Consider the following 12,835-nt stretch of genomic DNA (forward strand, 5'->3'; position numbering starts at 1 on the left):
AAGCCGGAGAGCGCGATGACAACGCCGCTCCTACACCAAGCACGGGGACGTGATCGTCAAGGTAGTGGGCTGCTGCTGCCATCTGCTGTTGGGCTGCGGCTGATAGGATATCTGTCAGAGCTGCCATGAATCGTTCAAGTTTCGCTGTCAGCCTATCGGCAACGCTATCGACCCCATGCTGCGTCGTGAACGCAGGTATTGCTTCGGGAAGCTGGTCATTTTGCTTGGGTGAGATGGAGAGGCGGGCGCTGAGCGCTTCGGTCAGAAGCTGTGTAATGACCGCATCGCGGTTAGCTCCGTTGGTCAGCTTGAGGATGAGGGGCATAAGGGCGGCGGGCACCGTGTATCGCGCCGCGCTAGGCTCAAGCCCATCGGCCCGACGTGGCCGCCCCCGTTTTCCCGACGGTTTCTCAACATTGGTTGTGGCCATCGTAGTCCCCTCGTGGCTGGACAGACATTATATATGAATTTAAAGGTATGAAATATGCCCAGGTGCAACAGGTGTAAGACGTCAAAAGGGCTTATCGAAATTCACATGATACACTTTATGCATGTAGGGTTCAGCTCTCCGTGTGGCGAAATGCTCCGGATCGCCAAGGCTAGTAGGGAATTTAGTATCCAATTGAAATGAAAGCCTGTTCCGGATGAATTCCGAAAGTTTCAGAATTTTTCAGACTATTTTCAGCATCTCATTGATATGAAAGGCTTTTCGGGTGGATATTCCGAAAGTTTCAGAATTTTTCAGACTATTTTCAGCATCTCATTGATGTGAAAGGCTTTTCGGGTGGATATTCCGAAAGTTTCGGAATTTTTCAGACCATCTTCAGCATCCCACTGATGTGAAAGGTTCCACGGCTACGCTCTGCGACTTCGTGCCAAGTATAGAATTGCCCGCTGCCAACGCCATGCCGCCGGCAAACTGCAGACACCAAGGCCTGCGGCGCCATCGCTTCCGCCAGAATGCTCAGCTTCTCCTCAACGCTCGTACGCGTCCGGTGTGAGCCGCCTTGTGTTTGGTGGTCGGTAGCTGGGAGTCTTTGCGTAAGCGCGATAGCGCGGACGCAAACGAGTGGCAAACGTGATGGCTTATCAGCGGCTGGAGGTTTTGACGGGTTCGGAGCGTCGTCGGCTGTGGTCGGACGCTGAGAAGGTCCAACCGGTAGAGGCGGCTTTCAGGCCGGGCATGGTGGCCAAGGATGTTGCTGTCGCTGGCGGGATAAAACTTCCCAGAAGTGGCGAATGAAAAGTCCCCAGTTTTGGCATCGGGCAAGGCCCCGGGGGGCATGCCCCCCGGGGCCTTGCGGCCATCACTCCGCCATCCTGTTTCCCGCTGTCTGCGGGGAGGATGCCGGTGATCAAGCTTGGGGACCTTGCCATGATCCTGGACCTTGCACGCCAAGGGCTATCCGTTTCCGCCATCGCCCGCCGTACCGGTTTCGACCGCAAGACCGTGCGCAGGCATATCGAGCGTGGGCTTGACCATCCCGTCTACACGCCCCGGCCAGCGCGGCTGTCGCTCTTGTCATCTTATGAGCCTTTCCTGCACGAACGTCTGGCCACCGTGCCGGAACTGACGGCCAGACGCCTGCACCGGGAGATCAAGGAGCAGGGCTATAAGGTGTTATCCGGCGTGGAAAAGTGACCCGTATATCGGGGTTATAGGCGTCCAACTTTGACCCTGCTGTTCATGGCTGTTGGACTGCCTGGATCGGGAACCGATCTGGGCGGGCTGGGGGATGCTGATCGTGGAAACCATCGGGCGGATCCGGCGTGAGGCCCTGGTCAAGGGCAAGGGTATCCGGGAGATCGCCCGCGACCTTGGCGTATCGCGGAACACGGTGCGGAAGATTCTGCGATCTGGGGCGACGGCCTTTGATTATGAGCGGACGGTGCAACCCCGGCCGCAGCTGGGACAATGGATCGGCGAGCTGGACCGCATGCTGTTGGCAAACGAGGCCAAGGCGGCACGGGAACGGCTGACACTGATCCGGATCCATGAGGAATTGCGGGCGCTTGGCTATGCTGGCAGCTACGACGCTGTTCGCCGCTATGCGCGCCAATGGCGGCAGGGTCGGGTTTCCAGCAGCGTCGATGCCTATGTACCGCTGAATTTCGCACCGGGTGAGGCCTACCAGTTCGACTGGAGCCACGAGATCGTGGTGCTGAACGGGGCGACGACGACGGTCAAGGTGGCGCATGTGCGCCTCTGCCATAGCCGGATGTTCTTCGTGCGGGCCTATCCGCGCGAGACGCAGGAGATGGTGTTCGACGCCCATGACCGGGCTTTCGCCTTTTTCCGCGGGACCTGCACGCGCGGTATCTACGACAACATGCGGACGGCGGTGGATACGGTGTTCCTGGGCAGGGAGCGGGTGTTCAACCGCCGCTTTGCCCAGATGTGCGCGCATTATCTGGTGGAGCCGGTTGCCTGCGCGCCGGCGGCGGGCTGGGAGAAAGGTCAGGTGGAGAACCAGGTCGGCTTGGTGCGGGAGCGGTTCTTTACGCCGCGGCTGCGGTTCAAGACCTATGCGGAGATGAATGCCTGGCTGCTGGACCGCTGCGTCTCCCATGCCCGGGCACATCGCCATCCGGAACAGGGTGATCGGACAGTGTGGGAGATGTTCGAGGCCGAACGACCGCACTTGGTGGCCTATGCCGGACTGTTCGACGGGTTCCACAGCCATCCGGCGTCGGTGTCGCGAACCTGTCTGGTCCGGTTCGACAACAACAAATATTCCGTCCAGGCGCGCGCCGTCGGCCGACCGGTGGAGGTCCATGCTTATGCGGAGCGGATACTGATCCGACAGGATGGCGACCTGGTAGCCGATCACCCGAGGCAGTTCGGTCGGGGCGGAACGATCTACGATCCCTGGCACTATGTGCCTGTCCTGGCCCGCAAACCGGGAGCGTTGCGCAACGGGGCACCGTTCAAGGACTGGGCCTTGCCCGGCAGTTTGGGGCGGATCCGGGCCAGGCTGGCTGGCTCAGCCGATGGCGACCGACAAATGGTCGATATCCTATCCGCCGTGCTGACCGACGGGCTGGCTGCCGTGGAGGCGGCCTGTGCCGAGGCCCTGCACAACGGGGTGCATTCCAGCGACGTGGTGCTGAACATCCTGTCCCGGCGTCGGGAGCCGGCCAGTCCCGTCAGCATCCTCACCCCCGCCGCCCTGACCCTCCGGCATGCGCCGGTGGCCGATTGCGGGCGGTATGACAGCCTGCGGAGAACGGTCAATGGAGCGTCATGAAATCCTGGAGATCATGGGCACCCTGAAACTCACCGGCATGCGTGCCGCCTTTGACGAGGTGATCGCCGATGGGCTCAAGCGGCAATATCCCGTGCCCCGCATCATCGGCGAACTGCTGAAGGCCGAGATCGCCGAGAAGGAGGCGCGGTCGATCAAGTACCAGATGACCATCGCCCGCCTGCCGCCGGCAAAGGACCTGGCCCAGTTCGATTTCTCCGGCACGCCGATCAACGAGGCGTTGATCCGTGATCTGGCCACCGGATCGTTCCTGGCCGAGCAGCGCAACGCCGTGCTGGTAGGCGGAACAGGCACCGACAAGAGCCATCTGGCCATCGCCATCGCCCGATCCTGCATCCGCGGCGGCGCCAGGGTCCGGTTCTACACTGTCGTCGATCTCGTCAACCGCCTTGATGCCGAGGCAAGGGCCGGGCGGCAGGGCCGCATCGCCGACCATCTCGCTCGGCTCGACCTCGTCGTGCTGGATGAACTGGGCTATCTGCCGTTCGCCCAATCCGGCGGCCAGTTGCTGTTCCACCTGATCAGCCGGCTCTATGAGCAGACTTCCATCCTGGTCACCACCAACTTGGCATTCGGCGAATGGCCCAACGTGTTCGGTGACGCCAAGATGACCACGGCCCTGCTCGACCGGCTCACCCATCATTGCGACATCGTCGAAACCGGCAATGACAGCTGGCGGTTCAAGAACCGAGCTTGATCCCCGCCCCCGGACCCCCACCCCTGGCGGATCGTTCAGGTGGGTCCACAGGTTCCTCCCGCGCGCGACGCCGCGTCAGCCTCGTGGGGGCACGCCGCGCCGCGCGCGGGGCCCTCCTATGGACTACCTGCACGACCGCAAAACACAAACCAAAGCTGGGTCAACTTTCGACGCCGATACAGGGTCAAACTTCTATGCCGATTGACATATAAGGGCGGCTATACCCTGGTTAAGGTCTTTGTCCGGTCCGTGCGACCGGCACCGGCCAGGCGTTTCGAGCGCCAGTTTGAGACGCCGCCGGGCAAACAGGCCCAGGTGGATTTCGCCTATTTCAAAACCGAATTCACCGACGAACCTGGCGTGGAGCGGGTGGTCTGGTTGTTCTCCCTGGTGCTGGGCCATTGCCGCATGATCTGGGCGCGGTTCGTCGCCCGCCAGGACCTTGCCCACCCTGCTGCGCTGTCATATTGCTGCCTTCGAGGCCCCGGGCGGCGTGCCGGAGCAGATCCTCTACGACCGCATGCGCACCGCCGTCCTGGGCGAGGCGGGTGACGACAGGGGCGTCGTCTACAACGAGAAGCTCCTGACGCTGGCGGCCCATTACGGCTTCCTGCCCAAGGTGTGCAAGCCCTATCGGGCCCAGACCAAGGGTAAGGTGGAGCGGCCCTTCCGCTATGTGCGGCAGGATTTCTTCCTGGGCCGCACCTTCCGCAATCTCGACGACCTGAACGCCCAGTTCCGGCAATGGCTGGACCAGGTGGCCAATGTCCGCCGCCATGCCACCACCGGTCGGGCGGTCATTGAGCATTTCGCCGAGGAGAAACCCAGCCTCCGGCCGTTACCCGCCGGTCCCTGCAATACCGTGCTGGCCCTGGAGCGGCGTGTCACCCGCGACGGCATGGTGTCGGTGGCCGGCAACCTTTATTCCGTGCCCGATTGCACCCGCCGGCGCGTCGTGGAGGTACAGGTGACCGCCACCGAGGTCCAGATCCTGGACGATGGAACGCTGATCGCCAACCATCCCGTCCTGGAGGGACGCGGTCAGCGGCGCCTGCTGGAGGGACATGGCGCAAGGCGGCGACGAAGGTCATGGTATTCCAATGTCCGAAGGGTGCCGGACTTGGCAGGCGCTGGCCACGTGGCGCCCAGCCGCGCAGGGGCGCCATGTCGGTCTTGGTGCAACGATGACCGAGTTTGTGCAGGTGCCAGGACGTCGGTGCTGCCAGGGTAGCATCCACCCTTCACTCCGCCGCGATGGCCACCACTGTGGCGGTTGCCGTCCGCAGCGCGGCCAGGATTCGTTCTCCAATCGCTTTGGCCATCAGGGGCGGAACAGCGTTGCCGATCTGCTTGAGCGCCGGGTTCATGGTTCCGCGAAATACGAAACCATCGGGGAACGATTGGAGCCGCGCAGCCTCGCGGACTGAGATGGTCCGGGCTTGTGCGCTGTCATAGTGGATGTGGCTGTAACAGTCCTTGCCAAGGTGAGCCAGCAGAGTCCTTGACGGAAAGTCAGCCCGCAGCTTCCACCACCGGTTCGGAAAGCTGCCGACCGGGTACGGCGGAACCATGGCCCGCCGCAGCGTGTCACGCTCACTTGTAGTCAGCGTACGGCCAATGCGCCGCTGGCGTCCTTGGACCTCCTTCTCAAAGAGTTCTACCGCGACGCGATGAGCGGTTGGGTACTCCGTCCCGTTGGGCATGTGGCGGAAGATGTCGGTGTCGCGGGGCAGATAACGGATGACGTGATCGCAGACGCCCTCCTGGTTCTCAAAGCCGGGCCACTCGCGCATCAGGCGGGCGTATGCGGAAACCGGACGGGACGGGTCGTATGGCGTGAGCTCGTTAAAACGCCTGGCGCCCCGCTTGAGCTTTCCTTCCAGATGCAGGGTGACGGGAGGCAGGTCACCTATTGCTTCAGGGGCGGTTACTGCGAATGGCAGGTCTGAAGACGCCGGATCGGGGTTGACGTAGCCATGGCCGAGCAGATTTACACCCTTCAGCGCGACCGCACGGGTGCCCTGATAGCCTGGCGGCAGCTCAATATAGCGACTCGCCTTTGGAAATTCGAACCGGGCTCCCAGTTCCCGCCGGATCCCGACGAGAAAGACGCGGTCACGCATCTGCGGGACACCGAAGAAGGCCGTGTTGACGAGGGTATATCGGGCTTCGTAGCCCATGCCCTCAAGGGCATCGGCGACTTCCTGGACCACATTGTGGCCCCCGAAGTTCATGATATCCGGCACGTTTTCCATGAGAATCGCCACTGGCTTCAGCGCCTGGATATAGGCGAGGTAGCGTAGGTAAAGGTTCGCCCGCGGATCTATTTTGAATGCTTCGGGATGATCAGCGACATCGCGGAGTTTAGCCCGTCCAACCCGCGCGTATGCTTGGCAGGGCGGTCCGCCGACAATCAGGTCGAACGCGTCCTCAACCGGACCCAGGCCGTACTCAGCGACAAGCTGCTCAGGCTCCAGTGTCGTGATGTCGCGCGGCTTTGCATGCAGCTCACGTACGGACTCCGGGGCATCGCGATAGAAGTTTGCTGCATGCGAGGCGGCGGCATGTCCGTCGATCTCAAGGGCCGCTGCAATCTCGCATCCCAGGGCCTGGAATCCGAGACTGATGCCCCCGCACCCTGCGAACAGATCGAGGATTCGCGGCTTTCCGCCGCGTGCAAGCCGCTCGGCCTTACGGCTGATAACCTCCCCATCGCTCCCATATGTCGTGGGCATCATTCCCCGCCGTGCCGAAATGTAGATATTGGTTAGAGGATATGCGGGACCGTGCGGATTTTGAATGCTTTTCTCTCTCATCTTCGATCTGCTTGACCGAATGGTCCCTTCCGTGGACCCTGACATCCATCGAAAGGGATAGGGGAGGGGCATGCAACTCGCGGACCGGCAGCGGGCGTTCGAGGACGCCGTGAAGGCTCACTTCGGCGTAACGAAGAAGAGCAAGGTTAATCAGGCATTCGGTGTCTCCAACAGCGCCAAGGTCATCGAGGGTGGCATCCAGCTCGGCGTGCCGAACCTGGACAAATGGCCAGACGATGCCGACTGTTTTGTGCTCCTATGCGTGATCCGGTTCCCGCCTGAGGACGAGGTGTACTTCGCCATTCGCGTGCGCTCTGGTCTCAGCGATATGGCGAACAGGCTTGCTGAAATGCGCCGCCTCGGTGAGGAGGCGAAGGTCAGGGCCGCCGTGTCGACCGGGACCGAGGGGGACGATGCTGCAGAGGAGGGAGTACTCGAGTATTCTGCCCGGAATAACCTGGTCGTCGCATATCTCGCTCAGGATGGACGGCTATACTTCCGTAACAAAGGATTTTGGAACAGCCTGCGGTTCGACCTGTCCACGGTGGCTCCCGCCGTCGAAATCGACTCTGTGGCGGTCGCCGTGTATCCGCCTGGGGCTTCCGCCAGGCGCAGCATGCTGGCCAGAGAGTTCGTGGGCTACGTCGCGCGGTTCGTCGGCCAGGCTAAGGTGCACGAACTCAACCCGTGGCCCGACGCACGTGCCCTCGGGCCCCTCATGCGGCGGATGCCCAGCTCCCTGGATATCGCTGTTCTGAGGAGCGCCATCGAGGCGCAGGGCGGACACTATGTTGATGCCCTCGTGGAGCGATTCCATGAAGGACTGAACTTCCTTGCGGACAAACATTTCGTGATCCTGTCGGGCCTTTCAGGAACCGGTAAGACGCAGATCGCCATCAAGTACGCCCGGGCGGTACACGGGATTGCCAACCACTACGAGGCTGATCCCCTGCTGTTCGTGTGTCCGGTACGTCCGGAATGGACAGATCCCACAGGGCTGACCGGCTATCATGACATCCTGAGCGGCAAATTCGTGGTTCCCCGGTTCCTGGAGGCGGTGCTTGTTGCCGTTGCAAACCGGGAAAGCCCGGTTTTCGTGGTCATTGATGAAATGAACCTAGCGCGCGTGGAATTCTATCTTTCTGAGGTGTTGAGCGCGATGGAGAGCGGGCTGTCGCTGCGCCTCCATGCCAATGGTCTTCCCCTTGAGGGCACGACTGGTGGCGACGTTCCGGCAGAAGTACCATTCCCATCCAACCTTTTCCTGGTTGGCACTATCAACGTGGACGAGACGACGAATTCCGTCAGCGACAAGGTCCTGGACCGTGCGGTGGTGATCGACATGTCGGCTGTCGATCTCACCGGCTTTGTGGATCGTCTCGGTGCTGATCCATCCCTAGCATCATCCGCGGCAGCCATGGGGGAGCTCCTCGCCAGCATTAACGAGTTGTTGCTGCCCCACGCATGTGGCTTCGGTTATCGTGTGGCTGAGGAGGCGATCCGTTACCACGCGTTCGCCAGCGTCCGGCTCGGTAGATCATCGGCTGAGGTTATTGATGATATGCTGTCCCAGAAGGTTTTGGTGAAGCTGCGAGGATCGCATGGCCAACGCCAGATGCTTGGCCGGCTGGAGACGTTGTTGGCTCCTTACCAACGGTCGGTCGCCATCGTCCGCAAGATGGCTGTCGAACTCGATGAGTTGGGCAGCTTCCGCTACGCCCGATAGCTGATGGAAGCGCTATACCTCAATCCTGCCGGAGACGGCGACTTCTACCGGATTTGGCCAACACCTGAGCCCATTCCGCCCGGCGTCGTACAGGAAGGAGGGGAGCATCTCATTGAATTGCGCGACGCAGATGCTGCGGATGCTGCGGAGCTATACGTTGAGGGTGTGGCGCTGCGACCGCTGCGTTGCCGTGACCGCCGCACCGCGCGATGGGCTTGGCTACCAGGCTTTCACGCTGGCATTGCGGAGGCTGAGCTACGCCTTCGGGGGCGCTCAATCTCCTTCTCACTTGAGACAGACCCCGCCGTTCGCAAGCTCACCCGGGACGACTATGACACCATGGTCGCTGAGGTAATTGGGGATACCCTCGCCCTGTTTACGGCCGGAGGACATCGTCGGAGATTTGCTGCTGGAACCGGCAACCGGATGCCTCCATTGGTCAGGCTGGAATACCTGCGCTCGAGGGCACATGCCATTGCCGACGCCGTAAGAGCCATCAACGCGCGACCGCGGCGCACTCTGGTAGCTGAAGAGACGGTAGAAGCCTATTGGAAGGCCCGTACCGCCTCTGGCAGCGAGATCGTCAGGTCCCTCATGTCCTCCCGTGCCCTACAGGCGTCTGATCCGACTATGCTTCCCGCCCGGTTGCGGGGACTCCTGCCCGAACGGATACGGCGGTCGGTCAGGCGGCCAAGTCTGGACATCACGGAACACCGTGATCTGCTGGCAAGCCTGCGGCGCTGGGCCGGTTGGCTTGGAGCTACGGCTGATCTCCTGGAAGCTCAAGGTGGAGAGGAGGGGGTCGGAACCCGACGTCATGGATGGGCGGCGAAGATTCGGGCATCGGCGCGGTTGCTGAGTGACCTCCCCGGGCTTCCGCTGTTTGAGGGGGTGCGCGAGGGAGCGCCTTGTCTCGGTGCGACGCCGCTCTTCCGGCATGATCCCGCCTATAATCGCGTGTTCGTGCTGGCCAGGGAGATGGAGCTCGGGATCGCTCCCGTGTTCGGCAGCTTCCTCGACCTGCCGCTGACGCAAACCTATGACCTGTATGAGTTGTGGGTCTTCCTGCGCCTCGTTAGGATTGTCGGCGAGTTACTCGGCGTCGTCCCTGACACTTCAAGGCTGTTCCACGGAACCCGCGACGGGATTGAATTGGTGGCGGGAATGGCCTCGGTGCAGGTCGGCAGCTTGGTGGTGGCCTATCAGCTTCCTTTCCACGAGTACTGGGATACCCCTGACGGCCGGGGCTCCATGAGCCATGAGATGATTCCGGATGTTGTCCTGGTATCATCGCGAACAGGTCGGATCGTAACGCTTGATGCCAAGTATAGGGTTGGAAGGGATCTCAACGCGGCGCTCGGTTCCGCCCATATGTACCGGGATGCCCTGGTGACAGTGGACGCTGAGGGAAACCGCGTTCCGTTGCTCAGCGGCTCCTACCTTATAACCCCTTACGCTGCATCGTCCGGTATTAACTGGAAGAAGATGCCGATGCCAAGCCGGCTGCTGCACCCGGAATACCGTATGAAGCACAATTTCGGTGCCTGGACCATGCGTCCTGGTATGTCGGGCATGGAGCTCCTCGCGTCGGTCAGGTCGCTGGTGCAATTGGTGGAGGCGTGAGGTGGCCGCCGATCGGTTGACTCCTGAACAGCGTAGCCTCAACATGTCGCGGATCAAGGGTCGTGACACGAAGCCGGAATTCATCGTCAGACGCGCCCTTCACTCAATGGGGTTCCGTTATCGGCTGCATGCCAGCGACCTCCCAGGCCGCCCGGATGTGACCCTCCCAAAATGGCGCTGCATTGTTCAGGTTCATGGTTGTTTCTGGCATGGGCACGGTTGCGCGCTATTCCGTTGGCCTGCCACAAGGCAGGAGTTCTGGCGCGAGAAGATTGAAGCCAACGTTCAGCGCGACCGGGGTGTCGAGGTTGAACTCTTGGAAAAGGGATGGCGGGTTTTGACGGTGTGGGAATGCGCACTGAAGGGGCGTGGGCGCCTTCCCGAAGATGAATTGCGGGCCGTCCTCGCGGAGACGGTGCGCTCTGGTCGAGCCAAGTGCGAGATAGGCTTATCCACAGCGTCGGGAAATAGCGGTTCGCCCGTCGCTGCATCGGCATGATGTTCGCCAAACTGTTGTCCGGCGTGGAAAAGTGGCTCTGACTCAATTTTGATAAAATTCGGGATTCCTCTGGAGTGGATTATCCATAGGGATCAGCATGATGCGATTGGTCTTTCCAGACTCAATGTTCGATGTTGTCGGCATGGCCAGACGACGAACCGGCGGCAGCCCGTGGCCGCAGCCTACACAAGGCCTTCGGCGGTCATGCGCAGGTCGGCCTAGTTCCTTCCCTGCCGCGTCTGCAGGTGCTCCCTCATCCCGGCAACCTTCAGCCGCCGGGCGTCGATCCTGGCCTTGTTCCCGTGACGGCGGACGGAATAGGGGCCGTCCAGCATCCAGACCACCCAGTCGACCAGCATCCAGCTGGCCACGGGCATGTTCTCGGCATCGATCAGGATCAGGGTGGCCAATTGCGGGTTCGCGGGTCCTGCGGGGAAGCTCACCATACTCTATGGGCGAAGCACCGGCTTCCGCTACCGATATCCAGGCGAACAGGGATGTGGCGCGGTGCCGGCCCCAGGAGGTAGATTGTCGTCGATCCAACGGATGGGACCGCTGATGCCCAGGCGCTCAAGGAACGCTGCGGCGAACGCCGCCGATACGCTCGTCGAAGGCCATGTCGCTGCACGGCTTAGGCTGCGGCGCGCGCTGCTCGGCATGAGCCAGTCCGACTTGGCGAAGGCCTTGGGCATCACCTTCCAGCAGGTCCAGAAGTACGAGCGCGGTTCCAACAGGGTCTCGGTAGGAAAGCTGTACCGGCTGGCGGATATCCTGGACGTGCCAATGGCGTTCTTCTTCGACGGGCTGGAAGGCGGGAACATGGACAGGCCGTCCATTGGGGAGGCACCGGAGCCTGCGAGCGTCCTGTCCCGCCGCGAGTTGGACCTGCTCCGTGCATGGCGCCAGGCGCCGCCGGAGATCGCGGACACCGTCGCCGGGCTGCTGCGCTCGATCGCGCCCGAGGTTGAGGCGACGCGCCCCTCGTTTACGGATGGTATGCCGGCAGTGGTGTTGAGTGAACCGGATCTGGTTCCCGCCAGGGTCGATGAAGTGGAGGTCGAAGCCCCGCGGCGGCGCGGGCGTCCGCCCGGAAAGGTAAAGGCTTTGGATGCTGATACCGAGACCGAACGCCCCGCGCAGCGTCGGGAACGGAAAAGGCGCCGTGCAGCCGGCTCGGTCTGGGACCCGGCGGACATCAGGGACTACCGCGAGGAGTAACGGCCGCGGAGGTCGCAGGGGGAGGGGAAATGGGCGCCGCTAACGGCAACATAACCGCAATGACCTCCAAGGGCGGCGCGAGCTTTCCCAGCGGGCAGGTCGCGCGGTGGGACGAGGAGGGCGCGGTCCATTTCGCCATCGCCATGGCGAGGTTGACGGGATGGCCCCTGGTCGTCGTCGAAAGGATCGGCCGGGACGACACGTCCATCGACGTCGGCAAGGGTGAGCATGTGGACCTCGCCAGACTGGTGTGCATGAGCGACGAGCAGGTGGCGTTCGACCCGGGCGGCATCATGCCTGTCATGAAGCTGCTTGAACGCCGGCAGGAAGCCCTCACCCACGGAGGGCGTTCGAACTTGGCGCTGCTTCCCATGCAGGAGGAGGATCTCCGCGACGCCCGCGTCGGGCTTCCCTGTGCAGTCGACGAGGGAAAGGTCGCCTCCGCGACCGAAACGATCCTGGCGAACCGAGCCTACATGTCGTTCGTTGAGCTGCGGCCGAAGCCCTGGATCGCAACGGACCTGCTGACGAAGTACTTCCTCGGCCGATGTTTCGCCTTCGCGGAAGCGTTGAGGCGGGAGATCGGCGGGGAAGCCGTCGCGATGCGGCCTGCGGGCTACCGTTTCCCCGAAAGCGGTCGCGGTTCCCTCCATGCATGCGTGCGCCTCGGCGACGGCAGGCTGGCCGACGTATGGGGCGTACGGCCGGCGGAACGCGTGGCCAGGGCGATGGGGGGCGCCGACTGGACCCTCAGTGCGCGCGAGTTCGCCGACGACATGGCGGAAGCGGTGCGTGTGCGAGGTCGGGAGGACGTCGAGCGGGAGATCGAACAGGCCCGGGCCGTGGTCGTCGAGGAATGGCTACCGGGAATCGGTGGACTGCCCCCGTGAACGGTTGAGCGGGGCGGTTGCATTTCAATCGGGGGCGGGGGACTATTTGACCGAGCAGCGCAGGCAGGTCCTTGTTCCTGCGCCTGCCCCACCATTGGGT

At 62.2% G+C, this 12,835-nt stretch carries 11 protein-coding genes and 4 pseudogenes; 10 read left to right on the top strand and 5 right to left on the bottom strand.

Going from position 1 to position 12,835, the window contains the following annotated elements:
- A partial coding sequence (locus tag ACODTW_RS16680) for a hypothetical protein (protein ID WP_488947187.1) occupies window positions 1-325 on the bottom strand: 325 nt, incomplete at its 3' end.
- A 487-nt stretch (window positions 326-812) separates the two neighbouring features.
- Window positions 813-1,076: a transposase gene (locus ACODTW_RS16685; RefSeq protein ID WP_488947188.1), complete on the bottom strand. Its 264-nt coding sequence runs from the start codon at window positions 1,074-1,076 to the stop codon at window positions 813-815.
- 275 nt (window positions 1,077-1,351) lie between these two features.
- On the opposite strand from ACODTW_RS16685, the pseudogene ACODTW_RS16690 reads away from it, so the two are divergent.
- From ACODTW_RS16690 to istA (ACODTW_RS16705), 4 genes and pseudogenes are all read left to right on the top strand, one after another.
- Window positions 1,352-1,615, top strand: a pseudogene (locus ACODTW_RS16690) (helix-turn-helix domain-containing protein); the annotation flags it as partial.
- A 121-nt stretch (window positions 1,616-1,736) separates the two neighbouring features.
- A complete protein-coding gene (istA, locus tag ACODTW_RS16695; RefSeq protein ID WP_488947189.1) occupies window positions 1,737-3,248 on the top strand; it encodes an IS21 family transposase in 1,512 nt (503 codons plus the stop codon).
- Window positions 3,235-3,963 carry an IS21-like element helper ATPase IstB gene (istB, locus tag ACODTW_RS16700; protein WP_488947190.1) on the top strand — a complete coding sequence of 243 codons (729 nt, stop codon included), beginning with the start codon at window positions 3,235-3,237 and terminating at the stop codon, window positions 3,961-3,963. The genes istA (ACODTW_RS16695) and istB overlap by 14 nt, the downstream gene beginning before the upstream one ends.
- 207 nt (window positions 3,964-4,170) lie before the next feature.
- Window positions 4,171-5,029, top strand: a pseudogene (gene istA, locus ACODTW_RS16705) (IS21 family transposase); the annotation flags it as partial.
- Between the two features lies 1 nt (window position 5,030).
- Here istA (ACODTW_RS16705) and ACODTW_RS16710 read toward each other — a convergent pair.
- Window positions 5,031-5,141: pseudogene (locus ACODTW_RS16710) on the bottom strand (IS630 family transposase); the annotation flags it as partial.
- A gap of 63 nt (window positions 5,142-5,204) precedes the next feature.
- Entirely contained in the window at window positions 5,205-6,779 is a 1,575-nt protein-coding gene (locus tag ACODTW_RS16715; RefSeq protein ID WP_488947191.1) for a DNA cytosine methyltransferase, read from the bottom strand.
- Window positions 6,780-6,849: 70 nt separating this feature from the next.
- On the opposite strand from ACODTW_RS16715, the gene ACODTW_RS16720 reads away from it, so the two are divergent.
- The 4 genes and pseudogenes from ACODTW_RS16720 to ACODTW_RS16735 all read left to right on the top strand — a co-directional run bounded on the left by ACODTW_RS16720 (window position 6,850) and on the right by ACODTW_RS16735 (window position 10,627).
- Window positions 6,850-8,505, top strand: coding sequence for an McrB family protein (locus tag ACODTW_RS16720; RefSeq protein ID WP_488947192.1), 1,656 nt, complete (start codon window positions 6,850-6,852; stop codon window positions 8,503-8,505).
- A gap of 3 nt (window positions 8,506-8,508) precedes the next feature.
- Window positions 8,509-9,297: pseudogene (locus ACODTW_RS16725) on the top strand (DUF2357 domain-containing protein); the annotation flags it as partial.
- 60 nt (window positions 9,298-9,357) lie between these two features.
- Complete coding sequence (locus tag ACODTW_RS16730) at window positions 9,358-10,128, top strand: nuclease domain-containing protein (RefSeq protein WP_488947305.1); 771 nt, start codon at window positions 9,358-9,360, stop codon at window positions 10,126-10,128.
- 1 nt (window position 10,129) lies between these two features.
- The gene (locus tag ACODTW_RS16735; protein WP_488947193.1) at window positions 10,130-10,627 is read left to right on the top strand and encodes a very short patch repair endonuclease; all 498 of its coding nucleotides are present in this window, start codon (window positions 10,130-10,132) and stop codon (window positions 10,625-10,627) included.
- 218 nt (window positions 10,628-10,845) lie between these two features.
- Here ACODTW_RS16735 and ACODTW_RS16740 read toward each other — a convergent pair whose 3' ends face one another.
- A complete protein-coding gene (locus ACODTW_RS16740; protein WP_488947194.1) occupies window positions 10,846-11,037 on the bottom strand; it encodes a hypothetical protein in 192 nt (63 codons plus the stop codon).
- 118 nt (window positions 11,038-11,155) lie between these two features.
- Between ACODTW_RS16740 and ACODTW_RS16745 the strand changes: the two genes are divergently transcribed.
- Together ACODTW_RS16745 and ACODTW_RS16750 are read left to right on the top strand one after the other, a co-directional pair.
- Entirely contained in the window at window positions 11,156-11,845 is a 690-nt protein-coding gene (locus ACODTW_RS16745) for a helix-turn-helix domain-containing protein (RefSeq protein WP_488947195.1), read from the top strand.
- Between the two features lie 29 nt (window positions 11,846-11,874).
- A complete protein-coding gene (locus ACODTW_RS16750) occupies window positions 11,875-12,735 on the top strand; it encodes a hypothetical protein (RefSeq protein ID WP_488947196.1) in 861 nt (286 codons plus the stop codon).
- Window positions 12,736-12,835: the final 100 nt, after the last annotated feature.

It is taken from the genome of Niveispirillum sp. FG148 (assembly GCF_057809655.1).